Annotated in this window: 26 protein-coding genes; 13 read left to right on the plus strand and 13 right to left on the minus strand. The window is 56.9% G+C overall.

Going from position 1 to position 26,123, the window contains the following annotated elements:
* Positions 1 to 136: 136 nt before the first annotated feature.
* Together yaaA and ACN0RV_RS05450 are read right to left on the minus strand one after the other, a co-directional pair.
* Positions 137 to 913 (minus strand): peroxide stress protein YaaA, encoded by a 777-nt coding sequence (gene yaaA / locus ACN0RV_RS05445; protein ID WP_417346293.1) that lies wholly within the window; start codon positions 911 to 913, stop codon positions 137 to 139.
* Positions 914 to 1,015: 102 nt separating this feature from the next.
* Positions 1,016 to 2,464, minus strand: coding sequence for an alanine/glycine:cation symporter family protein (locus ACN0RV_RS05450; protein ID WP_417346623.1), 1,449 nt, complete (start codon positions 2,462 to 2,464; stop codon positions 1,016 to 1,018).
* Between the two features lie 761 nt (positions 2,465 to 3,225).
* Between ACN0RV_RS05450 and tal the strand changes: the two genes are divergently transcribed.
* From tal to ACN0RV_RS05465, 3 genes are all read left to right on the plus strand, one after another.
* Positions 3,226 to 4,182, plus strand: coding sequence for a transaldolase (tal, locus tag ACN0RV_RS05455; protein ID WP_286341518.1), 957 nt, complete (start codon positions 3,226 to 3,228; stop codon positions 4,180 to 4,182).
* 55 nt (positions 4,183 to 4,237) lie between these two features.
* Positions 4,238 to 5,881: a glucose-6-phosphate isomerase gene (gene pgi / locus ACN0RV_RS05460; protein WP_417346296.1), complete on the plus strand. Its 1,644-nt coding sequence runs from the start codon at positions 4,238 to 4,240 to the stop codon at positions 5,879 to 5,881.
* Positions 5,882 to 5,990: 109 nt separating this feature from the next.
* Complete coding sequence (locus ACN0RV_RS05465; RefSeq protein WP_028110407.1) at positions 5,991 to 6,176, plus strand: DUF3545 family protein; 186 nt, start codon at positions 5,991 to 5,993, stop codon at positions 6,174 to 6,176.
* Between the two features lie 55 nt (positions 6,177 to 6,231).
* On the opposite strand, the gene ACN0RV_RS05470 is transcribed toward ACN0RV_RS05465, so the two are convergent.
* Positions 6,232 to 6,774: a hemerythrin domain-containing protein gene (locus ACN0RV_RS05470; RefSeq protein ID WP_417346298.1), complete on the minus strand. Its 543-nt coding sequence runs from the start codon at positions 6,772 to 6,774 to the stop codon at positions 6,232 to 6,234.
* 97 nt (positions 6,775 to 6,871) lie between these two features.
* Positions 6,872 to 7,528 (minus strand): uracil-DNA glycosylase, encoded by a 657-nt coding sequence (gene ung, locus ACN0RV_RS05475; protein WP_417346625.1) that lies wholly within the window; start codon positions 7,526 to 7,528, stop codon positions 6,872 to 6,874.
* A gap of 128 nt (positions 7,529 to 7,656) precedes the next feature.
* Between ung and nfo the strand changes: the two genes are divergently transcribed.
* From nfo to yciA, 3 genes are all read left to right on the plus strand, one after another.
* Complete coding sequence (nfo, locus tag ACN0RV_RS05480) at positions 7,657 to 8,502, plus strand: deoxyribonuclease IV (protein ID WP_417346299.1); 846 nt, start codon at positions 7,657 to 7,659, stop codon at positions 8,500 to 8,502.
* A gap of 475 nt (positions 8,503 to 8,977) precedes the next feature.
* Entirely contained in the window at positions 8,978 to 9,994 is a 1,017-nt protein-coding gene (gene ltaE, locus ACN0RV_RS05485; protein ID WP_417346300.1) for a low-specificity L-threonine aldolase, read from the plus strand.
* Positions 9,994 to 10,389 (plus strand): acyl-CoA thioester hydrolase YciA, encoded by a 396-nt coding sequence (gene yciA, locus ACN0RV_RS05490; protein ID WP_286341513.1) that lies wholly within the window; start codon positions 9,994 to 9,996, stop codon positions 10,387 to 10,389. Before ltaE ends, yciA begins: the two co-directional genes overlap by 1 nt.
* A 79-nt stretch (positions 10,390 to 10,468) precedes the next feature.
* Here the strand turns inward: yciA and ACN0RV_RS05495 are convergent, their stop codons facing one another.
* The 5 genes from ACN0RV_RS05495 to ACN0RV_RS05515 all read right to left on the minus strand — a co-directional run bounded on the left by ACN0RV_RS05495 (position 10,469) and on the right by ACN0RV_RS05515 (position 17,455).
* Positions 10,469 to 11,764: an NAD(P)/FAD-dependent oxidoreductase gene (locus tag ACN0RV_RS05495; RefSeq protein WP_417346303.1), complete on the minus strand. Its 1,296-nt coding sequence runs from the start codon at positions 11,762 to 11,764 to the stop codon at positions 10,469 to 10,471.
* Positions 11,765 to 12,181: 417 nt separating this feature from the next.
* A complete protein-coding gene (locus tag ACN0RV_RS05500) occupies positions 12,182 to 14,404 on the minus strand; it encodes a putative bifunctional diguanylate cyclase/phosphodiesterase (protein WP_417346305.1) in 2,223 nt (740 codons plus the stop codon).
* A gap of 224 nt (positions 14,405 to 14,628) precedes the next feature.
* On the minus strand, positions 14,629 to 15,276 hold the full coding sequence (locus ACN0RV_RS05505; protein ID WP_417346307.1) for a TetR/AcrR family transcriptional regulator: 648 nt from the start codon (positions 15,274 to 15,276) through the stop codon (positions 14,629 to 14,631).
* Between the two features lie 23 nt (positions 15,277 to 15,299).
* Positions 15,300 to 16,415 carry a PilT/PilU family type 4a pilus ATPase gene (locus tag ACN0RV_RS05510; RefSeq protein ID WP_417346309.1) on the minus strand — a complete coding sequence of 372 codons (1,116 nt, stop codon included), beginning with the start codon at positions 16,413 to 16,415 and terminating at the stop codon, positions 15,300 to 15,302.
* Positions 16,416 to 16,423: 8 nt separating this feature from the next.
* A complete protein-coding gene (locus tag ACN0RV_RS05515) occupies positions 16,424 to 17,455 on the minus strand; it encodes a type IV pilus twitching motility protein PilT (protein WP_417346311.1) in 1,032 nt (343 codons plus the stop codon).
* Positions 17,456 to 17,483: 28 nt separating this feature from the next.
* Between ACN0RV_RS05515 and ACN0RV_RS05520 the strand changes: the two genes are divergently transcribed.
* The 7 genes from ACN0RV_RS05520 (at position 17,484) to hemW (ending at position 22,162) form a co-directional block, all read left to right on the plus strand.
* Entirely contained in the window at positions 17,484 to 18,167 is a 684-nt protein-coding gene (locus ACN0RV_RS05520; RefSeq protein ID WP_417346312.1) for a YggS family pyridoxal phosphate-dependent enzyme, read from the plus strand.
* An 11-nt stretch (positions 18,168 to 18,178) separates the two neighbouring features.
* Positions 18,179 to 18,997: a pyrroline-5-carboxylate reductase gene (gene proC / locus ACN0RV_RS05525; RefSeq protein ID WP_417346627.1), complete on the plus strand. Its 819-nt coding sequence runs from the start codon at positions 18,179 to 18,181 to the stop codon at positions 18,995 to 18,997.
* 26 nt (positions 18,998 to 19,023) lie between these two features.
* On the plus strand, positions 19,024 to 19,572 hold the full coding sequence (locus ACN0RV_RS05530) for a YggT family protein (protein WP_417346314.1): 549 nt from the start codon (positions 19,024 to 19,026) through the stop codon (positions 19,570 to 19,572).
* Entirely contained in the window at positions 19,569 to 19,856 is a 288-nt protein-coding gene (yggU, locus tag ACN0RV_RS05535; RefSeq protein WP_417346316.1) for a DUF167 family protein YggU, read from the plus strand. Before ACN0RV_RS05530 ends, yggU begins: the two co-directional genes overlap by 4 nt.
* 63 nt (positions 19,857 to 19,919) lie before the next feature.
* Positions 19,920 to 20,357, plus strand: coding sequence for a DUF4426 domain-containing protein (locus tag ACN0RV_RS05540; protein WP_417346322.1), 438 nt, complete (start codon positions 19,920 to 19,922; stop codon positions 20,355 to 20,357).
* A 63-nt stretch (positions 20,358 to 20,420) separates the two neighbouring features.
* A complete protein-coding gene (gene rdgB, locus ACN0RV_RS05545; protein ID WP_286341503.1) occupies positions 20,421 to 21,017 on the plus strand; it encodes an RdgB/HAM1 family non-canonical purine NTP pyrophosphatase in 597 nt (198 codons plus the stop codon).
* Positions 21,018 to 21,019: 2 nt separating this feature from the next.
* On the plus strand, positions 21,020 to 22,162 hold the full coding sequence (hemW, locus tag ACN0RV_RS05550) for a radical SAM family heme chaperone HemW (RefSeq protein WP_417346629.1): 1,143 nt from the start codon (positions 21,020 to 21,022) through the stop codon (positions 22,160 to 22,162).
* A 649-nt stretch (positions 22,163 to 22,811) separates the two neighbouring features.
* Here hemW and ACN0RV_RS05555 read toward each other — a convergent pair.
* The 4 genes from ACN0RV_RS05555 to ACN0RV_RS05570 form a co-directional block, all read right to left on the minus strand.
* Entirely contained in the window at positions 22,812 to 23,741 is a 930-nt protein-coding gene (locus ACN0RV_RS05555) for a LysR substrate-binding domain-containing protein (protein WP_417346328.1), read from the minus strand.
* 172 nt (positions 23,742 to 23,913) lie between these two features.
* On the minus strand, positions 23,914 to 24,723 hold the full coding sequence (locus tag ACN0RV_RS05560) for a DUF2884 family protein (protein WP_417346330.1): 810 nt from the start codon (positions 24,721 to 24,723) through the stop codon (positions 23,914 to 23,916).
* 140 nt (positions 24,724 to 24,863) lie between these two features.
* Positions 24,864 to 25,778 carry a glutaminase B gene (glsB, locus tag ACN0RV_RS05565; protein ID WP_417346332.1) on the minus strand — a complete coding sequence of 305 codons (915 nt, stop codon included), beginning with the start codon at positions 25,776 to 25,778 and terminating at the stop codon, positions 24,864 to 24,866.
* A complete protein-coding gene (locus ACN0RV_RS05570) occupies positions 25,778 to 26,119 on the minus strand; it encodes a 50S ribosome-binding protein YggL (protein WP_286341499.1) in 342 nt (113 codons plus the stop codon). Before ACN0RV_RS05570 ends, glsB begins: the two co-directional genes overlap by 1 nt.
* Between the last annotated feature and the right edge of the window lie 4 nt (positions 26,120 to 26,123).

The raw sequence follows: 26,123 nt of genomic DNA on the forward strand, positions 1-26,123 counted from the left end.
GAGTGCGCTTACGCCTTGCTATTGTTGGCTTGCCCATAATAGGTCTCCAATGTGTAAACCTATTTCAGGACGGGACAACGAACACAAAAAAGGAGGACCCTGAGTCCTCCTTTTTCTTTATCTGGCCTTTAGTTACCTATGCCGGCTCGTCCCTCAGGAACACCAGGGTCTTATCGTCGGAGTGCTCGGCGCTGTAGTAGTAGCCGCCATAGTTAAACTGCTCCAACTGGGCCAGTTCAGTCACCTGCTCCTTGGCCATGAATCGGGCCATCATCCCTCTCGCCTTCTTGGCGTAGAAGCTGATGATCTTGTACTGGCCACTCTTCAGATCCTTGAAGACCGGGGTCACCACCTTGGCATTCAGCTCACGGACCTTTACCGATTTGAAGTACTCGTTGGAAGCCAGGTTCACCAGAACTTGGGTCTGCTGCTCCGCCAGAGCCTGGTTAAGCCGGTCGGTGATCAACTTACCCCAGAACGCATACAGGTCCTTGCCCCTGGGGTTGGCCAGCTTGGTGCCCATCTCCAGACGATAGGCCTGCATCAGGTCCAGAGGACGCAACAGACCGTAGAGACCGGAGAGAATCCTCAGGTGCTTCTGGGTGTACTCCAGCTCCGGCTCACTCAGGCTGGTCGCCTCCAGGCCGGTGTAGACATCACCATTAAAGGCAAACAGTGCCTGCTTGGCATTCTCTGGGGTAAAGGGGGCACTCCACTCCTGGAACCTGGCCACGTTCAGTCCCGCCAGCTTGTCACTGAGCTTCATCAGGGAGGCCAGATCCGCCGGAGTCAGCTTACGGCACACCTCAATCAGCTCGGCGGCCTCATCCAGCAATTGGGGCTGAGTGCTGACGGCAGTGGGGGCGGGGTTGTCGTAATCCAGATTCTTGGCGGGGGAAATAACGGCCAGCATGGCAGGCTCCATCCTTATTCAAAAGTGATGGAGCCATGATAGCACCGGCGCCCAACAAAAAAACCACGCCGGCTGGCGTGGTTTTCGATAGGGGTAATCGGCTTACTTCTCCCAGACGCCCGGGGCCAGTTTGCCCTTGAGCTCAGGGAAGCGTGCAGGATCAAAGCTCGGGGTCTTGCCCGCATCCAGCTGCTGCACATAATCCTTGGCCAGCTTCACCGCCAGACCGGAGAGGCCCAAGATCGCCACAATGTTCACCAGCGCCATCATACCCATGGAGGCATCGGCCAGATCCCAGACCACGGCCACCTTGGCCAAAGAACCAAACAGCACCATACCCAGCACGGCGATGCGGAACAGCATCAGGCCTTTGTGGGTGTTGCCGTTCAGGAACATGATGTTGTTCTCGGCGTAGCTGTAGTTAGCGATGATGGAGCTGAAGCTGAACAGGATGATGGCAAAAGCCACGAAGTAGCTTGCCCAGCCACCCAGTTCATTGGTCAGAGCCAGTTGCAGCAGGCCAATACCCTGGGCATCACCCGGGTTGTCCAGAACACCGGAGAGCAGGATGATGGCCGCGGAGGCGGTGCAGATCACCAGGGTATCAACGAATACGCCGGTCATCTGGATAAAGCCCTGGGAAGCCGGGTGCTTGGGGTTGGGGTTGGCACTGGCCGCCACACTGGCCGCAGAACCCATACCCGCTTCGTTAGAGAACAGACCACGCTTGGCACCGATGATCAGGGCACCCAATGCGCCGCCGGCAAACTGCTCCAGGCCAAAGGCACTCTCGATGATCAGCGCCAGAGCCGCAGGCACCTTGCCCAGGTTCAGGAACACCACCACCAGGGCAACCGCCAGGTAGACCACGGCCATAATGGGCACAATCACTTCGGAGGCGTGGGCCACCTTCTTCATACCACCGACAATAATGAAGGCGGTCGCGGCGACCATCACCAGACCCAGCATCAGCTTGTCGATGCCGAAGGCATCACCGATGGCACCGGCAATGGTGTTGGCCTGAACGGCGTTGAACACGAATCCGAAGGAGATGATCAGGAAGATGGAGAACAGGATCCCCATCCAGCGCTGACCCAGTCCCTTTTCCATGTAGAAGGCGGGGCCGCCACGGTAGAAGCCTTCATCATCTTCAACCTTGAACAGCTGAGCCAGGGTGGCCTCGACGAATGCGGTGGACATGCCAAGCAGGGCAATGACCCACATCCAGAAGATGGCACCTGGACCACCACCGACGATGGCCACGGCGATACCCGCCATGTTACCTGTACCCACACGGGCAGCCATGGAGGTACAGAACACCTGGAAGGAGGAGATGCCATGTTCGGTCTCACGACCATGCATCACAGAGCGGAAGCCATGACCCAGACGGCGGAACTGGATGAAGCCCAGACGTACGGTAAACAGGAAACCTGCAAATACCAGCAGGTAGATCAGGATGTGATTCCACAGTAGACCGTTTACGGCGCCGGTTGCCGAAGCCAGAACGTCGTTCACGGCTTCCAGGGCAGTGGCCCCGGTGACTGCTGTCATATTCATATTGGAATTCTTCTTTGCTGAGTGAAAAAGCCCGGCGTCATTCTTACCGGTTCACTATTAATGGGACTGTCCCTAACCACAAAGTGCGGCCGTGCCTGGCCTTTCGCCCCTATTTAGGGTTGTAATTGAACAAAAGAGGGCAACTTTTAGGCACCTCTTTCGGGCGATGGGGGGGCACGTTAGCATAGGTTTTTCAGAACAGCGCGTGAGGCCGCTCACAACACAACACCCCGCTATCTTGGGCGCAACCTGGGCGCTACCGAAAAACCCACCAGCGGCAGCATTTTTTTAACCTGAAGCCAATATTTTACCCATAATCGTCGTGGCAAACGCCTGCCTGACGACTACCTTTTTCTATAGGCAGAGGGTAACGATCTTCGCCAACACTCATTCTGGACACTTTTCACTCACCCGTGGATGGAAAAAAGCCCTGTTCCATGAAAAACCCGGTGAAAATTGACTTATATGGGTGAACCCCGGTGTCGCTTTGATCTAGACTCTCTGATTCTGTCCGAAAAAGTGGCTTGAAACTATTGAGAAACAAGCACCTTTTATCTACGCAGAACCTAACTCTTGCCTCTGCTCACGGCTGGAGAGGAGGGAAGAGGCTAAAGGGAATTCACTCCCAAAATGCGCGATTGGGTCCCTGGCGCTGGCGATTCACTGTAATTTTATTACTTTATTGTTGGCAAATAATACAAAATCGCATTTAATGGTGGGCTAATTGCCCAGAAAGTTGTAACGGAAGAACATCTATGTCTAATGCTCTAAACCAACTGAAAGCACTGACGACCATAGTAGCCGATACCGGTGATATCGAAGCGATCAAGCGCTACCACCCGGAAGACGCCACCACCAACCCCTCTCTGATCCTGAAGGCTGCCCAGATCCCTGAGTATGCCCCGCTGATCGAGGAAGCGGTCGCCTGGGCCAAGGCGCAGAGCAGCGATCCTGCACAACAACTGGAAGATGCCGCCGACAAGCTGGCGGTCAACATCGGCCTGGAGATCCTCAAGATCGTTCCCGGACGCATCTCCACCGAGGTGGATGCCCGTCTCTCCTTCGACACCAAAGGCTCCATCGATAAAGCCCACAAGCTGATGCGTCTCTATAATGAAGCGGGAATCAGCAACGAGCGTATCCTGATCAAGCTGGCCTCCACCTGGGAGGGCATTCAGGCCGCCCGTCACCTGGAGCAGGAGGGGATCAACTGCAACCTGACCCTGCTGTTCAGCTTTGCCCAGGCCCGCGCCTGTGCCGAAGCCGGCGCCTACCTGATCTCCCCCTTCGTGGGCCGGATTCTCGACTGGTACAAGGCCAGCACCGGCAAGGAGTACAGCGCCGCCGAAGACCCGGGTGTACTCTCCGTCAGCAACATCTACGACTACTATAAGCGCCACGGCTACCAGACCGTGGTGATGGGCGCCAGCTTCCGCAACACCGGCGAGATTCTGGAACTGGCAGGCTGCGACCGCCTGACCATCGGCCCAGGCCTGCTGGAGCAACTGGAGCAGAGTGATGTCCAGGTGGAGAGAAAGCTGAGCTTCAGCGGCGAAGTGGAATCCCGCCCAGCCCCCATCACCGAAGCCCAGTTCCGCTGGGAGATGAACCAGGATGCCATGGCCACAGACAAGCTGTCCGAAGGTATCCGAAACTTCGCCATCGACCAGGACAAACTGGAAACGATGCTCAGCGAAAAGCTGACCGGCTAACGCGATTTTCCGGGCTCCCCATCTGGGGAGCCTGACTGTTTTATAAGGATCTGTCATGAGCACCCTGACCTCCCTGCCCGCCTGGAAAGCCCTGGCGGATCACGCCGAAGAGATTAAGGCCACCCACCTCAGAACCCTGTTTGCCGACGACCCTGCCCGCTCACAGCGATATCTGGCGGGGGCCGCTGGCCTGCAACTGGATTTCTCCAAGAACCGCATCAATGACCTGACTCTCAACCTGCTGGCACAGCTGGCCGAAGAGTCCGGCCTGAGTGCCAAGATCGACGCCATGTTCGGTGGCGAAGCGATCAACCACACCGAAAATCGCGCCGTGCTGCACACCGCCCTGCGCAGCGGCAGTGACACCCCTCTGCTGGTGGACGGTGAGGATATTCGTGAAGAGATCGCCAGCACCCTGAGCAAGATGGAAGCCTTCGTTAAGGCGGTTCACCAGGGAGAATGGCTGGGCTACACCGGCAAGAAGTTTACCGACATCGTCAGCATTGGCATCGGTGGCTCCTTCCTGGGGCCCAAGATCATGGCCGAGGCACTCAAGCCTTACTGGCACAAGGATCTTAACTGCCACTACGTAGCCAATGTCGACGGCACCGCCATCAGTGAGAAGCTGAAGAGGGTGGATCCGGAGACCACCCTGTTTGTGATGTCCTCCAAGTCATTCACCACTCAGGAAACCCTGACCAATACCCTGACCGCCCGGGACTGGTTCCTGGCTAAGGGTGCCCCGGATAAAGCCATTGGTCAGCACTTCGTTGCCGTGACCTCCAATGTGCCTGCCGCGGTGCAGTTTGGCATCGACGAAGAGAACATCTTCCCCATGTGGGACTGGGTGGGCGGCCGCTACTCCATGTGGTCCGCCATCGGTCTGCCCATCGCCCTGCAGATTGGCTTCGACCAGTTCCGTCAGTTGCTCGAAGGTGCCGCCCAGATGGATCAGCACTTCCACAGCGCGCCTCTGGAGAAGAACCTGCCCATGCTGATGGGTTTGCTGGCCGTGTGGTACACCAACTTCTTTGACTCCGCCAGCCATGTGATTCTGACCTACGACCACTACCTGCGCGGTTTGCCCGCCTATGTCCAGCAGCTGGATATGGAAAGCAACGGCAAAGGGGTCAACGGCGACAACAGTGAAGTGGACTACCACACGGGACCGGTGATCTGGGGCGGCGAAGGCACCAATGGGCAACACGCCTATCACCAGTTGCTGCATCAGGGCAGCGGCGTAATCCCCGCAGATTTCATCCTGCCACTGAACAGCCACAACCCGCTGGGCCGTCATCACGCCATGCTGGCTGCCAACTGCTTTGGCCAGACCCAGGCGCTGATGGCCGGAAAGACCCTGGAGGAGGCCCGTCGTGAGCTGGAACAGAAGGGAATGGACAGCGACGCCATCGAGGCCCTGGCTCCCCACAAGGTGATGCCGGGTAACAAGCCCAGCAACACCCTGTTGATGAACAAGCTGACTCCGGCCACCCTGGGCGCATTGGTGGCTCTGTATGAACACCGCACCTTCGTCCAGGGCGCGATCTGGCAGATCAACTCCTTCGACCAGTGGGGGGTTGAGCTCGGTAAGGTGTTAGGCAATTCCATATTAGATGACCTGGAAAGCGATACTCCAAAGCTGGATCAGGATGCCTCCACAGCCAGGCTGATTACTATCTTCCGTAAAGGAGAGTTGTAGTCGAGTAATCCCCTTCTGCCTCAGTAACCTTTATGCAACATTTGAGTTGCATACTGAAATCCGGCTGTGATATACCGATATTACTGAGGCAAAGCTGAGGAGGGGACCTATGGAAAGGTTGGATTACGGCTCACCATTAGGAAGCGTGGTCGAAAAGCCGACCCGTTCACGGAGCAGCAGCAAGAAGCGCAAGTGGCGGGAAATTGAAGCACTGAAAGAGCGTCATCGCTTGGAAAAAGAGCTGCAAGATATCGATTTCAACTACGAACCCGACTGGGACCTCATCGAAGCCTGACAGAATTAAAAAAGCCCCGCGCTCGCGGGGCTTTTTGTTTCACACCATCCGATGCTCAATCCTCAACGTCCGCCAGGTAGTTGCGCAGATCTTCAAACTCCTGCTCTGAGGCACTGCCAAACAGGGGGTCCTCGACCAGTTTGCTGGCCACCAGGCGATCCACCTGCTTCCAGTCATCGTCATCGAAGGTCTTGGCCAACTCGGGCAACACTTTGGTTTCCTCGTATTTGAGGTGACGGGTCTGCATCTCAACGAAGGCTTCTACATCGTGGATCAACTTCTCCCTGGGCACCACCGCATCATTGAGGATCATCCCCAGGGTATCCAGCAGCTCCTCGGTGGAAACGTGCAGAGACTGGTGCTCCTTCTCCAGCTGACTGACCTCCCCCTCTCGCCCTGTCTTGTCCAGATAGTGGCGATAGAGAATATCCTCCATGGGGTGATGGCTGTGGTCGGCGTACTGCATCAGGTAGTGCACCACATCCCGGATCAGGGTCAGGTTGACCTCCTGCCCCTCTCGCAGACTCTTCGCCTTACCGGAAAGAACCCGGAGCAGAGTCAGAATGTGTTTGTGGTCGGTATGAATCCTGGCCAGCATGGCATTCCCCTAAAAAACGTACATCGTTTAATCATAGTTAAATTTAAGTTGCCACCAAAAAACATTTTCTGTTCAAGCCTCTAAGCTTTGACAGAGATCAAGGGCTCCAGTCAATCGGGGACAATCCCCGCTGCTCCAGCCACTGATTGGCCATGGAGAAGTGGCGACAGCCGAAGAAGCCTCGATGGGCCGACAAGGGAGATGGGTGGGGGGCGGTCAGCACCAGGTGGCGACTCTCATCCAGCCTGGCTCCCTTCTTCTGTGCATGGGCGCCCCACAGCATGAACACCGCACCAGGGTGACGCTGATTCAGCTCCTCCATAAGCACATCGGTAAACTGCTCCCACCCAAAACGGGCGTGGGAGTGGGCCTTCCCCCGCTCAACGGTGAGCACCGTATTGAGCAGCAAGACGCCCTGCTCAGCCCATCCCTGGAGGTATCCGTGATCCGGAACGTCAAATCCGGGGATATCCTGGGCCAGCTCCTTGTAGATGTTCTTCAGTGAGGGTGGGGTTGCCACCCCCTGAGGTACGGAGAAGCTCAAACCATGGGCCTGGCCCGGTCCGTGATAGGGATCCTGGCCGAGGATCACCACCTTGACCTGTTCGAAAGGGGTCTGGAAGAGCGCGTTGAACACCTCTCCACTGGGGGGGTAGACCTCGACACCACTTTGCCTGATATCGGCAATGCGACGGGCCATCTCCTGAAAATAGGGCTGCTCTCGCTGCCTATCCACAATGCCCTGCCAGCTAATATCCACGGTTTCTCCCGGCTCTGCTCGAAAAAAGGCACAGCATAAACAACCCAATGATTCAGAGCAATTGATCCCTGGCTGACAACTCCCTACTATCCTGCAGATTGTAAAAATCAGGAAATGCACAGATGAGACGAATCGGAGCCCATGTCAGCGCCTCAGGCGGTGTTGAAAACGCCCCCCTGAACGCCCGGAAGATTGGTGCAAAATCCTTTGCCCTGTTCACCAAGAACCAACGCCGCTGGCAGGCCAAGCCCCTTACGGAGAAGAGCATCAAGGCCTTCAAGGAGAACTGCACCGAGGTGGGCATCGCCCCGCAGCATATCCTGCCCCATGACAGCTATCTGATAAACCTGGGCCACCCGGACCCCGACGCCCTGGCACGCTCCCGGGATGCCTTTATCGATGAGATGCGACGCTGCGAGCAACTGGGTCTGCCACTGCTGAACTTCCACCCAGGCAGCCACCTGAAGCAGATCGACGAAGAACACTGCCTGAAACTGATTGCGGACTCCATCAACCTGGCCCTGGAAAAGACCCAGGGAGTGACCGCCGTAATAGAAAATACCGCAGGACAAGGCTCCAACATGGGTCACCGCTTCGAACAGCTGACCCGCATCATCGAACTGGTTGAGGACAAAAGCCGGGTGGGAGTCTGTCTCGATACCTGCCACACTTTTGCCGCCGGCTATGACCTCTCCAGCTACGCCGCCGCTGAAGCCACCTTCGCCGAATTCGACTCTGTCGTTGGGCTTGAATACCTCAAGGCGATGCACCTCAATGGCTCCAAATCCAGCCTTGGCAGCCGGGTGGACCGGCACCATAGCCTGCAACAGGGAGAGATGGGAACCGAAGTGTTTGAGTTTCTGATGAATCACCCCTCGACGCAGGAGATCCCCATGGTCCTGGAGACCATTGATGAAGATCTTTGGGCCGAAGAGATCCGCTGGCTGTACAGCCTGGAGAGAGGGTAAGCCCGGAAGACAGGCAAAAAAAAGGCAGGCCATCAAGGCCTGCCGACAGTAAAATAGCAAAAGGGACTGACGTAGTGAGAAGCTCCGACACAAAAAAACTTCTCGGCCCCATTTGGCAAAATAACTGGATGAAACGAAAAACACTCACACACTGAGATGGCACAAACCTTGTGCCTATACCCTGCGGCGATCATTGACCTGGACTCTGACTCCTGAATCAACGAGGTGTTCAATTTACCCCCAACCCCGGCCCCGCACAAACGACGAAAAATACTCCTCGAATTAATTTCGCTCATGTGAAATGGCGACACCGCTCCCATTAACCGATCTCTACAAATCATTAACTTCATGCAGCTGGACCATTGCTGTGACCCATGCCACAGCACAGAGGTGGGTATCAATGCAAATAAGTGTCATTAATAAGCCAAGCTGATAGAGTGTGGCCTCCACTCTCCACAGCAAGTCAGGAACTGCGATGATCGATTTCCGCTCCGATACGGTAACCCGCCCCAGTGAAGAGATGCGCCGCCTTATGGCCGACGCCCAGGTTGGGGACGACGTCTATGGTGATGATCCCAGCGTCAACCGACTGGAGGAGTACGCCGCCGATCTGGCCGGTTTCGAAGCAGCCCTGTTCACCAGTTCAGGCACCCAGGCCAACCTGCTGGCCCTGATGAGTCACTGTCAGCGGGGAGACGAATACCTCTGTGGTCAGCAGGCACACAACTACCGATTCGAAGGCGGTGGTGCTGCGGTCCTGGGCTCCATTCAGCCTCAGCCGGTGGAGAACAACCCGGATGGCACCCTGCCCCTGGATAAGCTGGCGGCCCAGATAAAGCCTGACGACATCCACTTCGCTCAGACCCGGCTGCTCAGCCTGGAGAACACCATTGGCGGTAAGGTACTCCCCCTGGAGTACCTGGCTCAGGCCCAGCGCTTTGCCTTCGATCACGGACTGAAGATTCACCTGGATGGCGCCCGGGTGTTCAACGCAGCGGTAAAACAGCAGCTGCCCCTGTCCGCCATCGCCCAGCATTTCGATTCGCTGACCATCTGTCTCTCCAAGGGGCTGGGGGCGCCAGTGGGATCGCTGCTGGTCGGTGATGAGGCCCTGATCAACAAGGCTCGCCGCTGGCGCAAGATGCTTGGAGGGGGCATGCGCCAGGCGGGTATCCTGGCTGCCGCCGGACACTACGCCCTGGAGCACAATGTGGAACGCCTGGCAGAGGATCACGCCAATGCCCTGCACCTGGCCAGTGAACTGAGCCAGTTGGAGGAGCTTGAAGTGGATATGGCCCAGGTTCAGACCAATATGGTGTTTGCCCGCCTCAAGGGCCAGGACCCGAGGGCTCTGCAGCATCACCTGGCTCAGAGGGGTATCATCATCTCTGCGGCCAACACCCTGAGACTGGTGACCCACCTGGATGTGGATCGAGCCGACATGGATAAGCTGGTCACCGAAACCAAAGCTTTCTTTGCGAGTAACAGATAATGAGCAACACACGCACTCCCCAGGGCCAACTGCTGCTGCGTACCCTGGCCATGCCCGCCGACACCAACCCCAACGGCGACATCTTCGGCGGTTGGATCATGTCCCAGATGGACATGGCCGGTGGCCTGCTGGCCAAGGAGATCGCCCGCGGACGCATCTGCACGGTCTCGGTAGATGGCATGAGCTTCCACACGCCGGTATCGGTGGGAGACGCCGTGTGCGTTTATGGCCAATGTACCCGAGTCGGCACCAGCTCCATGACCATCACCCTTGAAGTGTGGGCCAAGCCGGTGCTCAAGGGGGAAGATGGGCGTCATTGCGTAACCGAGGGCACCTTCACCTATGTGGCGATCACCGATTCCGGTAAGCCAAGGCCGGTGCCGGCGCAGCGCTGACATCAGCAGCCGTGACGGAAAAAGGGGAGCCATTGGCTCCCCTTTTTAATGTCCGTCATGAGTCAAGTGACCACAGACATCAGTGCAGCTTTAACTCAGGCCGCATCAATCGCTGCAACCCGTTGAGAGTCATCAGCAGCAGACCCCGCCACACCCCATGCAAAGCAATCAGGTGGCGACGGTAGAGGGTGGTATACACCCAACGTGCCAGCTTACCCTTCACCGTCAAGCCACCGCCGACGCAGGAGAGCAGGTTGCCCACGGTATGGAATCTGGACATATTGATGAAGGCACCAAGATCCCGGTACACATACTCTCCCAGTGTGGCGCTTGAGTCCTCCATCAGCTTCTGGATGTTCTCCCCCACCAGCAGGGCCATCTGCCGGGCGGTCTGCCCCCGCGGCGGCACCCAGGAACCATCCTCCTGAGGACAGGCGGCGCAGTCTCCGAAGGCGAAGATGGCCGGATCGGTGACGCTCTGACAGCTGGGGTGGACCAGGATCTGATCCGTGTCGCTGGTTTCCAGCCCCAGTGTGGAGAGCATGGGGTGTCCTTTCACCCCGGCTGACCAGATCACCATATCGGATGGGATAAACTGGCCGTCGCTGGTCAGCATGCCATCCGCCTGAACTTCACTGATGCGGGTATTGGTCATCACATTGACCCCCAGCTTGCCCAGTTCCCGGCCAACCGCGTCGCAGATGTGCAGCTTATCGATCCTCGGCAGTACCCGGTTGGAGGCTTCAATCAGGTTAACCTGCAGCAGATCTTCATTGATGTCATAACCATAACCCCGCAGGGTATTGGCCGCATGGTGCATCTCCGCCGCCATCTCCACACCTGTAGCTCCGGCACCGACAATGGAGATCTGGAAATGCTCCGTCTCCACATTGTGCTCTTTGGCGTACTGAAGGAATCGATTACGAATCTTGCGCCGAAGCAGCATCGCCTCCTCGGTCAGATCCAGGAAGTCACAGTGCTGCTGTACTCCGGCAATGCCAAAATCATTGGTCACCGCACCTACCCCCAGCACCAGAAAATCGTAGTCTATGCGCCGCTCAGGCAGGATCTCCCCGCCTTGATCATCCTTCATGGGTGACAGGATCAGCTGCTTGGCTCCCCGGTCGATGCCATGCAGCATCCCCTGTTCAAACCGATAACCATTTCGGGCGGCATGCACCCGGTAGTCCAGGGCATTGAGCCCCTCATCCAGGCTGCCCGTAGCCAGCTCATGAAGCAGAGGTTTCCAGATATGGTGGTCACAGCGATCCACCAAGGTAATCTCCGCTTTTCCCTTTTTTCCTAATTTTCTGCCCAGCTTAGTCACTATCTCCATACCGCCAGCTCCGCCGCCGACGATCACTATCTTGGTCATTGCTCCACTCCAAATTGGGCTCTTAGGAAAACTCCATGCGGGTCACTCCCGCCTCCCGGTAAAATGCCGGGCCAACAACGGCTTAAGCAAAACTTGATCCAATGAAGATCGAGCCGAGTCTAACAATGGCCCACATAGTCAGCAATTAGCCAAAAGGATAGTGAAAAAGCTTTTATGATCAGAGACTAAATAAACCATAAAAGAAGATGAGGAGCACAAGGACGGGCCGACATATTGAAAGTTTTCTTGGAGAAATAACCAATTGACCAATTAGGCTTTCACTAATCTTGAAAAGTTACGATTTTATGCACCAAGACTGTGCAGAGAAGGGAAATGGCGCATCAGAACGAAATTTAACCTCCTGCACAGCTCAAAAAACTACAGGAGCCCTCCCGCCGGTTCAGGGGTAAGACCAAATCAGTGAGCCAGGGCTTCCACCTTCAGGAGCTTGCCAAACTCCACTATGGGCATGGGTCTGCCGTGGAGATACCCCTGCATCAGATCGCAGCCGTGACGGGCCAGCCAGCGTTGCTGCTCTGAATACTCCACCCCCTCGGCAACCACAGTGAGATCCAGGGTCTTGGCCAATGACAACACCGCCTTGGTGATCTTGCAGTAGTAGGGATCCCTGGGAAGCTGGCGCACAAAGCTATGGTCTATCTTGAGTACGTCGAAGGGGAGTTGGGACAGGTAGGCCAGCGAGGAGTAACCGGTACCAAAGTCATCAATGGCAAAGCAGATCCCCAGATCCTTCAGCCTGAGCATCACCTCTTTGCCCCGAGCCAGGTTCTCCATCATCATCGACTCAGTCAGCTCAAACTCAACCATCCTGGGATCCACCCCGGTACGCTTGATCACCGACTCCACCCGTTCGACGAACTTGCTGTCCATCAACTGGCGGGCAGAGATGTTCACCGCCACCCCCATCTCTCCCCCCTGACAGTTCCAGCTGCACACCTGAAGACAGGCCTGTTCAAGAACCCACTCTCCAATCTCCAGTATCAGGCCACTTTGCTCAGCCAGGCCGATAAACTCATCAGGTGGCACCACACCCAATTCCGGATGCTGCCAGCGCAGCAACGCCTCAGCCCCGACAACCTGCCCCTGCTGATTACACTGTTTCTGATAGTAAACCTGCAGTTGATTTCGCTCCAGCGCGTAGCGCAAGTCCTGCTCCAGTTGCACCCTGCGACGCTCCATATCGCCCTGCTCAGGGGTATGGATGCAGAGGCGATCCCCTCCCAGGGCCGCAGCCCGCCCTGCGGCACAGTCTGCATCGCGCACCAGGCTGTCTACATCCCGCTCTGACAACCCCGTTGCCGCGAATCCCTGGCTCAGGGTGAAGTGAAATCGCCGCTTGGTTCTGATGCACGCCACTGGCGGCGCAAACCCCTGTCGAATCCTCTCGGCCAGCGTCTCTACCCTGGTGCGCTCAAAAGGTGTCACCCAGAGCATGGCAAAGCGGGTGGACTCAAACCGGTAGAGGGAGAGTTGGGCATCCGGATCCGCCTCTTTACTCAGCTGGTTCCTGAGCAGCTCAGTGACCCCCTTGAGCACAGAATCCCCCCCTTCGAAACCGATGGCGGCGGTGATCCTTTGAAAACGATCCAGATGCAACATGCCAACGACCACATCATGCTGAGACTCTTTGAGCCAGAACCGCAGGTCCCGCTCGAACTGGCGGCGGTTCGGCAGGCCGGTCAGAAAATCATGATTAACCTGATGCTCCATGTTTTTCTCTACCCGGCGAGCCTTGGAGATGTCCTTAAGGTGGAACTGCACCTGAGAGAGGGATTTCAGCAGCACCAAACGAACCAACAGAATGCAATTGCCTATCTCCAACTCCCTCTCCAGCAGTTCGTCACCCTGCTCTACCAGCGATTCCGCATAGGGCTTGAGCTGCTCAATCAGCGAGGCAGGACCGGACAGCCCCAGAAGACGGCACAAGCTCAATGCCGCCGGATTGGCGTATTCAACTGCCAGGTTCAAATCACTGGCCATAACCGGATCCGGATTTCGCTTGGCAAAGCTGGTCAGCCTGAGGCTGTGGCGGTGTTCGGTCACATAGAGACGCAGCAGATAGATGATGGCGCCAACCAGAAACCACAATACCAGGTTTGCCCACAGGGCCATCTCCATCGCCTGCTCATTCAGGGAATGCACCAGATTTGGATAGCGCCGGGCACTGAACATCAGTTGATTGGACAAAGAGGAGAGTTCGCTCTGAATCCTGGAGGCACTCACCAGGGTGGCCTCAAAGGCTGAGTCCAGGCGCTGCCCCTGGCTCACACCTTCACCAGAGAGAGCCAGCAGCTCATCCAGCTGATCGGCCCCCTGCAGCAGCAACTGCACCAAGGCAGGGGAGTGACCCTCCAGTGCGCCTAAGGAGACAAGGTCGAGCACCCGCTGGCGGGCCTGGGTCAGGGACAGGACCAAAGAGGGGTCCACCCCCTGATGCCTGAGCTCAATGAGGAGCTTCTCTATGGTGACGATCTCGAGCTGAAGCCGATGTATCTGGGTCAGGCCGGGCAACTGTTCATTGGCCAGGTGATGGCTGGCGCCATCCAGATCGGTACCATGAAGATGGATGCGCCAGGCACCCAGCACACCAAGAGAGAGAATGATAAGAAAGAGCACCACCAATTGTGCTCTGATAGACCATGCGGAAAAACTGCGCATCCTTGCACCTCTAAACCCAGGGAGTCCTCCCGACTCCAACTTAAAACTTAGTCAGAATAGGGAGTTCCCGCTAGGTTCAGGTGCAGAACCAAGGAGCCGGATTAATGCGCCACACAAGCAAAAAAGCAGTTAGTCAATGAGTTGACCAAAATTCACCGATAGAACTTCAGGGCGATCCGGGCGGATCACTTACAGGAGGACGGGTCACTCTCTCGCAGCAGTCCTGCTTCCAGCAGGGCCAGATTGTGCTCAGCCAGTCGCTCAATAAACTCTTCATCCAGGGTAATGCCATGAAGCTCGAGCATTTTCGGCGGCGCAACGAAGGGAAATACCATCAAACTCATCAGGCTCAGTCGGGCCATGGTTGGGTCAATGCCAGGCTTGAGATCGCCATTGTCCGCCATGGACTGCATCAACGGTTTCTCCCCCAACCCCAGCCCCTTCTCGATCATGGCGTAGGCATGGCCGATCTGGCCATCTCTGCCATCCATTGAGAGCAGACGATAGAGCAGCTTGGGAAAAGAGGGACTTTTGGACATCACCCGGTAATAGGTACGAAACATCTCGGACAGGGATGAGAAGTCCTCCCCCTGCCTGGCCTTGATCGCCTTTTCAAACACAGGCTGAACCGTCTCCTGCATCATCGCCTCAAACAACCCCCACTTATTGGAGAAGTAGTAACGAATCAGCGAAGCGTTTACCCCGGCCCGCTCAGCCACCTTGCGGGTGGACACCTTTTCATAGGGAAGCTCGGAAAACAGATCCCTGGCTGCTTCTACCAACAGCTCTCTGGCATTGGACTCTCCGACCGGACGCCCCAGTTTATTGGCCATGCTTTCAGTAACCCCTGTGTGTTCTAGTCCAGTTCAATGGTAACCCCCTCCAGGCTTCCCGCCGGGCTTCCCTCATTGGCCTTGAGTTTAATCATCAGCCTAAGATCATTGGGGGAATCGGCGTAGTGAAGGGCATCCTCATAGCTGATCTGCTCAGCCATGTAGAGGTCAAACAGCGCCTGATCGAAGGTCTGCATCCCCTGTTCCCGGCTGGCAGCCATGGTTCCCTTCAGCTCATGCAGTTCGCCTTTGGCGATGAGATCCGCCACCCTGGGGGTGTTCAGCAGCACCTCGATGGCCACCCGCCGACCTTTGCCCTGCTTACAGGGCACCAGCTGTTGGGCCATCACCGCCTTGAGATTCAATGACAGGTCAAACAGCAGCTGTCGATGCTTCTCCTTGGGCACCAGATGCATGATGCGGTCCAGAGCCTGGTTGGCGTTGTTGGCGTGCAGGGTCGCCATACACAGGTGGCCGGTTTCGGCAAAAGCCAGGGCAAACTCCATAGTCTCCTGACTGCGGATCTCACCTATCAGGATCACGTCCGGCGCCTGGCGCAGGGAGCTCTTCAGGGCCGCTTCGAAAGACTCGGTGTCCAGCCCCACCTCCCTCTGGGTCACTATGCTCTTGCGGTGCTTATGGACAAACTCCACCGGATCTTCGATGGTAAGGATATGCCCGGCCTGATGGGCATTGCGGTGTCCCACCATGGCCGCCAGAGAGGTGGACTTACCCGTTCCCGTCGCCCCCACCATGATCACCAGACCGCGCTTGGCCATGGCCACGTCCGTCATCACCTGGGGCAGATGCAGCTGCTCCGGGGTGGGGATCTCGGTCTGGATGCGACGAAGCACCATACCCGCCCGCTCCCGCTGCCAGAATGCAGAGACCCGGAAACGCCCCAAAGACTCATCGAAGCTGTAGGCGAAATTGGCCTCCCGGTGCAGGTGAAACTGCTCCCTGGTGTCCGGTGTCATCACCGACTCCACCAGGGACAGCGACTGCTCGGGGGTCAAAGGCGCCTCACCAAGGGGAGTCATCACCCCGTCAATCTTGGCGCTCGGAGGAAAATCGGCGGTAATAAACAGGTCACTGGCCTGGCGGCTGACCATCTGAGCCAATAGCTGATTGATCTCCATAGGGGCTCCTAGATCGAAGGCTTATTCAGCTTGGACAGCATATCCTGGCGGCTGATCAGCCCCTGGTTTGCCAACTTGGTCAGGCTCTGCTCCAGGGTCTGCATGCCATGGCTCATACCGGTCTGTATGGCGGAGTACATCTGCGCCACCTTGTCCTCACGGATCAGATTACGGATAGCCGGTGTCCCCATCATGATCTCATGGGCCGCGACCCGGCCTCCGCCCACCTTTTTCACCAAGGTCTGGGAGATCACCGCCTGCAGGGATTCAGACAACATGGTGCGCACCATATCCTTCTCCGCCGCCGGGAACACATCCACCACCCGATCGATGGTCTTGGCCGCCGAGGTGGTGTGCAGGGTGCCGAACACCAGATGACCGGTTTCCGCCGCAGTCAGGGCCAGACGAATGGTTTCCAGGTCCCTGAGTTCCCCCACCAGGATCACGTCGGGGTCCTCACGTAGGGCACTGCGCAGGGCATTGTTGAAGCTGTGAGTATCCCGGTGCACTTCCCTCTGGTTAATCAGGCAGTTCTTCGGCTTGTGAACAAACTCTATGGGATCCTCGATGGTCAGGATATGGTCCCGGCGCTCTGCATTGATGTAATCCACCATGGCAGCCAGGGTGGTGCTCTTACCCGAGCCGGTAGGGCCGGTCACCAGCACCAGTCCCCTGGGGAAGGAGGCGATCTGGCGGAAGATGTCCGGAGCTTCCAGCTGCTCCAGGGTCAGCACTTCGCTGGGAATGGTACGAAATACCGCCGCAGCTCCCCGTGACTGGTGGAAGGCGTTGACCCTGAAGCGGGCCAGATCCGGCACCTCGAAAGAGAAATCGATCTCCAGCTTCTCCTCATACTCCTTACGCTGCTTGTCATTCATGATGTCGTAGACAAGCGCCTGTATGGTGGCGTGATCCAGTTCGGGAACACTCAGGCGGCGAACCTCACCATCGACTCGAATAAGAGGGGCCACACCGGAAGATAGGTGCAGATCGGAGGCGTTGTGTTTTACACTAAAAGCAAGAAGCTCAGTAATATCCATTTATCTGACATCACATAACCCAAAAATTATGACAACCATAGCAGACCAGCTGAGTCTGGCCCAAGAGCAGATTGCACAGTCTGCGGCCGTCGTAGGACGAAATTCAGACGAGATCACCCTGCTTGCCGTAAGCAAAACCAAGCCCGCCTCCATGCTCAGAGAGGCCTATGAGGCAGGCCAGCGTCATTTCGGGGAGAACTACCTTCAGGAATCCCTGGAGAAACAACAGCAGCTGGCCGATCTGGAGATCATCTGGCACTTTATCGGCCCCATCCAGTCCAACAAGACACGCCCCATCGCCGAGCACTTCCAATGGGTCCACAGTGTGGACCGCATCAAGGTCGCCCGACGATTGGCGGAGCAGCGACCACATGAGCTGCCGCCGCTGAACATCTGCCTGCAGGTGAACATCAGCGACGAAGAATCCAAATCCGGTGCCAGCGCCGACGAGGTGACCGCCCTGGCCAGAGAGGTCAGCCAGCTGGAGAACATCCGCCTGCGCGGACTGATGGCCATTCCCATGGCCACTCAGGATCCCGAGCAGCAGAGGGCGCAATTTGCCAAAGTTAAAAAGCTGTTTAATGAGCTAAAATCTGAATTTAGCGATATAGATACCCTATCCATGGGGATGAGCGGTGACCTGGATGCCGCCATCGCCGAACAGAGCACCATGGTCAGGCTGGGAACGGCCATTTTTGGGGCAAGGAAGTAACAGTGACAGAGATGCAACAGCCAACCCTGGGCTTTATCGGGGCCGGCAATATGAGCCACAGTATCATCAGTGGCCTGGTCAAGGGAGGCTATCCCGCCAGTGCCATCATCGCCAGCAATCCAAGCAACCCGAAGCTGGATGAACTGAAGAGTAAGTTCTCCATCCGAACCAGCAACGACAATCTGGAGGCGGCGGCCAGCGAGGTTGTAATCTTGGCGGTGAAACCCCAGATCCTGAAACAGGTCTGCGAAACCCTGAGCCACATCGATTTCAGCAATAAGCTGGTGGTCTCCATCGCTGCCGGGGTCACCTGCGACAGAATTGCCCAGTACCTGGGTCAGGATGTGCGGGTGGTGCGCGCCATGCCCAACACCCCATCCCTGCTTGGGCTGGGTATGACCGGCCTCTACGCGGCCAAGGGCTGTAGCGACACGGATCGGCAGCTGGCCGGTCACCTGATGCAGGCGGTAGGGGAGATCACCTGGGTAGAGCAGGAGTCCGGCATCGATCAAGTGATCGCCTGCGCTGGCAGTGCCCCAGCCTACTTCTTCCTGATGATGGAGGCGATGGAGGAGAGCGCAGTCAACAGCCTGGGGGTCAGCCGGGAACAGGCCCGGGAGATGATTCAGCAGACCGCCATCGGCGCTGCGGCCATGGTAAAACAGAATCCCGATCTTTCCCTGGCGGAGCTGCGTAACCGGGTCACCTCAAAGGGAGGCACCACCGCCAAGGCGATAGAACATTTCGAACAGCAGGGATTGCGAGACACAGTAGACGGGGCCATGAAGGCCGCAGTAAAAAGGGCCGTAGAGATGGCTCAACAGTTTTAATTTTTCTATTAGGGTAACGATTAACTATGTCATCTGCCTTTCTCTATCTGATCAGCACAGTATTCAACCTCTATCTGATGGTGGTCATCCTGCGTGTCTGGCTGCAATGGGCCCGCGCCGACTTCTACAACCCTTTCAGCCAGTTTATCGTGAAAGCCACCCACCCGCTGCTGGCCCCCCTGCGTCGATTCATTCCCGCCATCGGCAGCCTGGATCTGGCCGGTGTGGTATTGGCTTACCTGGTCGCCCTGGCCAAGTGGGCGCTACTGATGATGGTGCAAAGCGGCACCTTTGACCCCATTACCTTTTATCTCGGCGGCATCACCCTGGTGAAGGAAGCGGGTATGTTGCTGTTCTGGATCCTGATCATCCGCGCCATCATGAGCTGGATCAGCCAGGGGCAGAACCCCATCGAGTACGTGTTCATGCAGCTCACCGAGCCGATGCTGGCACCCATTCGCCGGGTTATCCCCGCCATGGGCGGACTGGATTTCTCCCTGATGGTGGTACTGATTGGCCTCAACTTCATCAACCTGTTCCTCTATGACCTGATCCCATTCTGGGGCGCCATTTGAGGCCGGTAGAGCAGCAGGGGGAATCCCTGCTGCTGAATCTCTACATCCAGCCCAAGGCCAGCCGCGACCAGATAGTGGGTCCCCACGGCGAAGAGCTGAAAATTGCCATCACCGCCCCGCCGGTGGATGGCAAGGCCAATACTCACCTGACCAAATATCTGGCCAAGCAGTTCCGGGTGGCCAAGGGGCAGGTGTCCATAGTGAAAGGGGAGTTGGGTCGACATAAGCAGGTACGCATTGACGACCCGGTGCAGATCCCCGAACTCATTGAGCAACTATTATAATAGTGAGAATGGCCCTGTGAGGCGGGGCCATACCAACGCGCAACACAGAGAAGGAGTTCGTTTATGTTCAAACGTCTATGCGCCCTGCTGGCGCTCAGCCTGTTCCTTGTTCTTCCCGTGAAGGCAGAGCAGAAGGTTCAGGTAGGGGACTACGCCATCCACTACGTCTCCTTCGGCAGCACCTTTATCCCACCCTCCATCGCCAAGACCTATGGCATCAACCGCAGCCGCTATGTGGGCCTGGTAAACGTGGTGGTTCTGGACACCTCCAAAGGCGGTGAGGGAGAGGCGGTGGCTGCCAGCATCAGTGGCAATGCCCAGAACCTGCTTGGAAGCCAGAAGTCCCTCAAGTTTAAAGAGATTCGCGAAGGCACCGCCATCTATTACATCGCCGAAGTGGATCACAGGAATGAGGAAACCTTTACCTTCACCCTGGATATCTCCAACGGCACGGACCTGGACACCAATCTGCAGTTCAAGCAGAAGTTCTACGTAGACTGATATCGCACTCAGGCCGGGGCTCGGGTAGAATTCCAGCCCCTAGCCCTGGTTTGAGTAGATGCCATGAAACAGATTGTCCTGGCCACCGGCAACGCCGGCAAGGTCAAAGAGTTCGCCACCCTGCTGGCCGACTTCCCCATTAGCGTTTCCCCCCAAAGTGAATTTGAGGTTCCCGAAGCCATCGAAGATGGCCTCACCTTCGTCGAAAATGCGCTGATTAAGGCACGCAACGCCGCCAAGGCCACCGGCCTGCCCGCCATTGCCGACGATTCGGGCATCGAGGTGGATGCCCTCAACGGCAAGCCAGGTATCTACTCCGCCCGCTTCGCCGGCCTGCCCTCCAACGCCGAGAACAACTGGCGCAAGCTGCTGGCAGAGATGGATGGCAAAGAGAACCGCAATGCCCGCTTCCAGTGTGTGCTGGTGTTTATGCGCCATGCCGAAGACCCGACGCCCATCATCTGTCAGGCCAGCTGGGAGGGAGAGATCCTCACCCAAGCCCGAGGCGAGAAGGGCCACGGCTATGACCCGGTGTTCCTGGTGAAAGGAGACACCCGCACTGCCGCCGAACTGGACGCTGGCGAAAAGAATGCGCTGAGCCACCGTGGCAAAGCCATGGATCTGCTGCTGGCCCAGTTGAAAGACAAAGGCATCATCTGATGATGCAGCTGCCGCCACTCTCCCTCTATGTTCACATCCCCTGGTGTGAACAGAAGTGCCCCTATTGCGACTTCAACTCCCATGGACGCAAGGGCGCCATCCCCGAGGATGACTACATCGATGCCCTGCTGGCCGATCTGGACCGGGACAAACACCTGGCCCAGGGGCGCGCCTTACACAGCATCTTTATTGGCGGCGGCACCCCATCTCTCATCTCTGCAGGGGGAATAGAGCGTTTGCTGCAAGGTGTAGAGCAGCGAATCCCCTTTGTTCCTGGCATAGAGATCACTATGGAAGCCAACCCGGGCACTCTGGAAGCGGGTCGCTACCAGGGATACCGCCGTGCCGGCGTCAATCGGCTCTCCATAGGGATACAAAGCTTCCAGCGGTCAAAGCTCGAAGTACTGGGACGCATTCATGACGACACCCAGGCATTGAAGGCGGTGGCCAGCGCCAAAGAAGCGGGCTTCGAGCGCATCAATCTGGACCTGATGCATGGGCTTCCGGATCAGAGTGTGGAAGACGCCCTGTATGATCTGCGCCAGGCGATCGCCCAGGATACGGTTCACCTCTCCTGGTATCAGCTCACCATAGAGCCCAACACCCAGTTCGCCTCCCGCCCCCCTCAGCTGCCTGAGGAGGAGGTACAGTGGCAGATCTTCGAGCAGGGACGGGAACTGCTGCTGGCGGCAGGCTATGAGCAGTATGAGATCTCCGCCTGGGCCAAGCCCGGCTTCCGCTGTGAGCATAACCTCAACTACTGGCGCTTCGGCGATTACCTGGGGATCGGCTGCGGCGCCCACGGCAAGATCACCCAGCCCCTCACTGGCCAGGTTCTGAGAACGGTGAAAGTGAAACACCCTGCCGGTTTCCTCGACCGGAACAGAGAGTTTATGGATGTCTGCTCCAGAGTCGAGGAGGAGGACTTCGCCCTGGAGTACTACATGAACCGGCTGAGGCTGATGGAGAGCATGCCGGTGGCAGAGCTCACGCAGCGTACTCCGCTGACCCTGGCACAGGTTCGGCCACTGCTGGAGCAGGCCAGAGAGCGGGGGCTTATCCACCTGGATGATGAAACCATGGGGCTGACCGAACAGGGGCATCGCTACCTGAATGAGCTGCTTGCCATGTTCCTGCCAGACTGACTCTGAAGCCGACCTCCCTGACAGAACGCCAAAACCCTTCGACACTTGTTCATCTCAGCAAACAATAGTTCGTCGATCTCAACAGATGTTGGCGTTCAGCCAAAGAAGCGGATGTTGGTGTTCGGCCGAAGCGGATGTTGGTGTTCAGCCAAAGAAAAAGGGAGAGCCTTTCGGCTCTCCCATCTCTTGTTATTATGCTGGGCTCAATTATTTTGTTTTTGACGCTGCCCATCGCCCGTCTACCGCTCTCCAAGGCTCTTTGGCCTTTATTTGTAGGGTACGGAGGAGGTAATCTTTCGTCTGAAAAATGCCCCGGATATTGCCGGGGCCAAAATTCCAGATGATGGATTTCAATAATCCTGTGATGGAGAACCGCGAGGTGACTCGCCATCACTCAGTGAGGTCAAACGGCTGGCTTAATGGAGGGGTCAATTCCAGAAAGCTTTAACCTCAACTGATGTGGCCATTGTATTCATATAAGAACAATTGACAAGGGGCCAGCAGTTAACAATTCCACCAAAACGCAACATTTCTGCAAAATCAGGTTCAGGATCGAGCAGGGCTCACTTTAAAAATCAACAACTTAAGCACCAACCCCCCAGCAAACCACAGCCATGTTCCGTATTGAGAACAATGTTTTCGCCAGGGACTACAATAACAGGGCCAATTTGCGATCCCAGCGCGGCACTTCGCCCAGGCTCTCCTTCACAAAGTCGGTGAAGGCACGCACCTTGGGGGCCAGGTTCTGGCGTCTGGGGTAGACCGCCTGCAGGGCCAGGGGGTGAGTCAGGCTCCACTCGGTCAGGATAGGAATAAGTTCCCCCTCCTGCAGTTCGTTGTCCAGCAGGTAGGTGGAGAGATAGACAATGCCCAACCCCTTCTTGGCCACCTCTTTCAGTGCCGGAGCATCATCCACCCGGTAGTTCCCCTTGACCGGGATCTTCTTCTCGTCGGCCCCCCGCTTAAACTCCCACACCGCATGCTCATACCACTCGCTCTTATAGACCAGACAGTTGTGCTGTACCAGATCATCAGGGGTAGAGGGAACACCGTGCTTGGCCAGATAGTCGGGAGAAGCCACCAGAACGAAGCGACAGTCCATCAAGGGCCTGGCCACCATGCCCAGGGGCAACTGTTCAGACATGGTAAGCAACAGGTCCAGCCCTTCGTTGACCACGTCTACCTTGTGATCCAGGAAGCTTATCTCCAGCTCCAGATTGGGGTAGCGGGCCATAAAGTCGGGGATCAGAGGCATCAGGTGCAAGGAGCCAAAGGCCTGGGTAATGCCCACCCGAAGCACGCCACGAATCTCATCGTGCAGACTCTGAACATTGGCAACGGCAGAATCCACCTCACGAATAATGGACTCACCATGACGGTAGAGGGTCTCCCCCGCCTCAGTCAGGCTCAGAGAGCGCGTGGTGCGCTGCACCAGTTGGACGCCAAGCTGTTGTTCCAGCTGACTTACCTGGCTACTTACCTTGGATTTTGAAATGCCCAGGCGGCGGGCGGCGGCAGAAAAGCCCTGGGCACGCACTACATGGGTATAGATAACTATGGGTTCTAACAGCTCACGCATATCACTCTCCGGTTAACCCATACATTGAACCCTTTTAGAAAACAAAAAAAAAGCGGCAAATGCAGGTATGCCGCAAAGAGTGGAGTTTGGATCAACTTTTCAGGGAGTAGATTGTCCGCTGTAGCGAACCATGTTTAAGGGCGGGACAGTCTCCCTGCCCCTGTGAGTCAACTCAGTACCAGCGATAGGCCAGCTTGTCGGCTTTCACATCCAACTGGTCAAAAGGCTTAAGCTCAGGGATCTGCTGCAGCAGCTGATTTTCCATCTCATCCAGTTGCTGCCAGCTGCGGCACAGCTCCTCGGCCTGGGTTTCCAGAATCTGTTCCTGGCCGGCGAAACGCTGTTCCAGCTCTTCACCCATGCGCTCCATGCGCTCACCGAAGGCTTCCATCTTGGCTTCGAAGCCCTCCCCCTCACTGTTCATCATGGCGGAGCCCATCTGCATCATGATCGCTCCCATGGACTGGGTGACCGCCGCCTCCAGCTGACGCTCGAACTCCTGATCAAACTGGTCACCGAACTGATCGAAGTCTCCGCTCACCAGGCGATAGGAACCATCGTCCATGGCGATCTTCTCCCGTACGGTTTGCGCCAGAGTGTTCGCCACATCGTGCAGATTACTCATATCCACACCCAATTCGGCAAACTCGGTGGCAACCGCATCCAGGGCGATACTTGCCATCTCCAGTGCCTGCTCCACCACCTCCATGGTGGCGGGCATCTGGTTGTATACCGCCAACTGGAAATCACTCATGGCGTCCTGCTGGCTGCCATTCAGGGAAACACTGTCTCCCTCAACCCACAGTCGGCCATCTTCAAACAGGTACAGGGTGCGCCCCTCCTCCATCACCTCCAGCTTGGTGTCACTGATCACCAGGTCGTGGTTGAAGGAGAAATCGCACTGCTGGTTTTGGGCCAGGGCGGCACCGGAAGCCAGGGTGGAGGACAGCATCACGGCGGCGGCAACTTTGGACAATGACATTACTCAGCTCCTTTGAATTGGATATACCTGGGTAATGCCAATATTGGGCCAAAAATTTAAGCCACTGATTTAAAAGAGATTGAGTTCAGAGGAAAGAGAATTTGGTAGGAATTCTCACCAGAATGTGGTGAGAATCGCCATCAGAAGATGGAGCGTCCCAGGCGCTTGGCCAACAGCTCCAGCATGCGGGTTCCCGCCAGGGAGTTCCCCGAAGGGTCAAGCTCAGGGGACCATACGCAAACACTGAGTTCGCCAGGAACTACAGCCACAATACCGCCGCCAACGCCACTCTTACCGGGCATACCGACACGATAGGCGAACTCTCCCGCCCCGTCGTAGAGGCCGCAGGTCGCCAGCAGCGCATTCACCTGACGACTCTGGCGCTCGCTGATCATCCGTCTGCCGCCCAGGCAGACTCCCTTGTTGGCCAGGAAGTAGAAGGCCCGGGCCAGATCGGCACAGCTCATGCGGATGGCGCAATGGTTAAAGTAGCTCTTCATCACAACATCCACTTCGTTGTGAAAGTTGCCGAAGGATTTCATCAGGTAGCAGATAGCCGCATTGCGGGCCGAGTGTTCATACTCGGAGCGGGCCACCACCTTGTCGCAGACGATGTGCTGATTGCCTGAGAGCTCGCGAACCAGCTCCAGCATCCGGTGCTTAGGGGCACTCAGCCTTCCCTGGAGCATGTCGCTCACCACCAGGGCACCTGCGTTGATGAAGGGGTTTCTGGGAATACCATGCTCAAACTCCAACTGAACCAGGGAGTTGAATGGATTACCCGAGGGCTCCTTACCCACTCGTTTCCACAGTTCCTCCTCCTCATACAGGCTCATGGCCTGAATCAGGGAGAACACCTTGGAGATACTCTGAATGGAGAAGGGCTCAAGATAGTCACCGGCCCCCAGCATCTCACCATCTGCGGTGCAGATGGCGATGCCGAGGCGGTTGGCGGGCACCCCGGCCAAGGCCGGGATGTAGTCCGCCACCTGACCCTGCCCAATCAGGGGCAGGGCTTCTTGGTGGATGCTTTGCAGCAGAGCCAGGTCGGGCATCAGCCCCACCAGATGTCGTACAGCTCGGAAGCCTTAACCTCGGTCACCGGCTTGTCGGCAAAGAATTTCTCTACCGCCTGACGGTGCTCGTCGGTGCACTTGCCCAGCTTCTGGGTGCAGACGATGCCGTCCCACGCCTTGTGGCCGCCACCGCTGTAGCCCAGCTTCAGAGGCTCGATCACCTCCTCAATCAGCTGATCCACCAGGGCGTCGATCTGCTCTTCGGTCACATCGTCGTTAAAGCGCCAGCTCAGGTCGAAACCCAGCTCCTGGAACTCGTCTACGCGCAGCTTCTTGCGCAGGCGACGGCTACGGTTCTTGGCGGTTGGAATGGTGGTCATACTG

The organism is Ferrimonas sp. (assembly GCF_048263965.1).
In the GTDB taxonomy this organism is placed as follows: domain Bacteria; phylum Pseudomonadota; class Gammaproteobacteria; order Enterobacterales; family Shewanellaceae; genus Ferrimonas.

Excerpts from the sequence above, each read along its gene's own strand:
- yaaA (WP_417346293.1), bottom strand. The coding sequence starts at position 913 with ATGCTGGCCGTTATTTCCCCCGCCAAGAATCTGGATTACGACAACCCC.
- ACN0RV_RS05450 (WP_417346623.1), bottom strand. The coding sequence starts at position 2,464 with ATGACAGCAGTCACCGGGGCCACTGCCCTGGAAGCCGTGAACGACGTT.
- tal (WP_286341518.1), top strand. The coding sequence starts at position 3,226 with ATGTCTAATGCTCTAAACCAACTGAAAGCACTGACGACCATAGTAGCC.
- pgi (WP_417346296.1), top strand. The coding sequence starts at position 4,238 with ATGAGCACCCTGACCTCCCTGCCCGCCTGGAAAGCCCTGGCGGATCAC.
- ACN0RV_RS05465 (WP_028110407.1), top strand. The coding sequence starts at position 5,991 with ATGGAAAGGTTGGATTACGGCTCACCATTAGGAAGCGTGGTCGAAAAG.
- ACN0RV_RS05470 (WP_417346298.1), bottom strand. The coding sequence starts at position 6,774 with ATGCTGGCCAGGATTCATACCGACCACAAACACATTCTGACTCTGCTC.
- nfo (WP_417346299.1), top strand. The coding sequence starts at position 7,657 with ATGAGACGAATCGGAGCCCATGTCAGCGCCTCAGGCGGTGTTGAAAAC.
- ltaE (WP_417346300.1), top strand. The coding sequence starts at position 8,978 with ATGATCGATTTCCGCTCCGATACGGTAACCCGCCCCAGTGAAGAGATG.
- yciA (WP_286341513.1), top strand. The coding sequence starts at position 9,994 with ATGAGCAACACACGCACTCCCCAGGGCCAACTGCTGCTGCGTACCCTG.
- ACN0RV_RS05495 (WP_417346303.1), bottom strand. The coding sequence starts at position 11,764 with ATGACCAAGATAGTGATCGTCGGCGGCGGAGCTGGCGGTATGGAGATA.
- ACN0RV_RS05505 (WP_417346307.1), bottom strand. The coding sequence starts at position 15,276 with ATGGCCAATAAACTGGGGCGTCCGGTCGGAGAGTCCAATGCCAGAGAG.
- ACN0RV_RS05510 (WP_417346309.1), bottom strand. The coding sequence starts at position 16,415 with ATGGAGATCAATCAGCTATTGGCTCAGATGGTCAGCCGCCAGGCCAGT.
- ACN0RV_RS05515 (WP_417346311.1), bottom strand. The coding sequence starts at position 17,455 with ATGGATATTACTGAGCTTCTTGCTTTTAGTGTAAAACACAACGCCTCC.
- ACN0RV_RS05520 (WP_417346312.1), top strand. The coding sequence starts at position 17,484 with ATGACAACCATAGCAGACCAGCTGAGTCTGGCCCAAGAGCAGATTGCA.
- proC (WP_417346627.1), top strand. The coding sequence starts at position 18,179 with ATGCAACAGCCAACCCTGGGCTTTATCGGGGCCGGCAATATGAGCCAC.
- ACN0RV_RS05530 (WP_417346314.1), top strand. The coding sequence starts at position 19,024 with ATGTCATCTGCCTTTCTCTATCTGATCAGCACAGTATTCAACCTCTAT.
- ACN0RV_RS05540 (WP_417346322.1), top strand. The coding sequence starts at position 19,920 with ATGTTCAAACGTCTATGCGCCCTGCTGGCGCTCAGCCTGTTCCTTGTT.
- rdgB (WP_286341503.1), top strand. The coding sequence starts at position 20,421 with ATGAAACAGATTGTCCTGGCCACCGGCAACGCCGGCAAGGTCAAAGAG.
- hemW (WP_417346629.1), top strand. The coding sequence starts at position 21,020 with ATGCAGCTGCCGCCACTCTCCCTCTATGTTCACATCCCCTGGTGTGAA.
- ACN0RV_RS05555 (WP_417346328.1), bottom strand. The coding sequence starts at position 23,741 with ATGCGTGAGCTGTTAGAACCCATAGTTATCTATACCCATGTAGTGCGT.
- ACN0RV_RS05560 (WP_417346330.1), bottom strand. The coding sequence starts at position 24,723 with ATGTCATTGTCCAAAGTTGCCGCCGCCGTGATGCTGTCCTCCACCCTG.
- glsB (WP_417346332.1), bottom strand. The coding sequence starts at position 25,778 with ATGCCCGACCTGGCTCTGCTGCAAAGCATCCACCAAGAAGCCCTGCCC.
- ACN0RV_RS05570 (WP_286341499.1), bottom strand. The coding sequence starts at position 26,119 with ATGACCACCATTCCAACCGCCAAGAACCGTAGCCGTCGCCTGCGCAAG.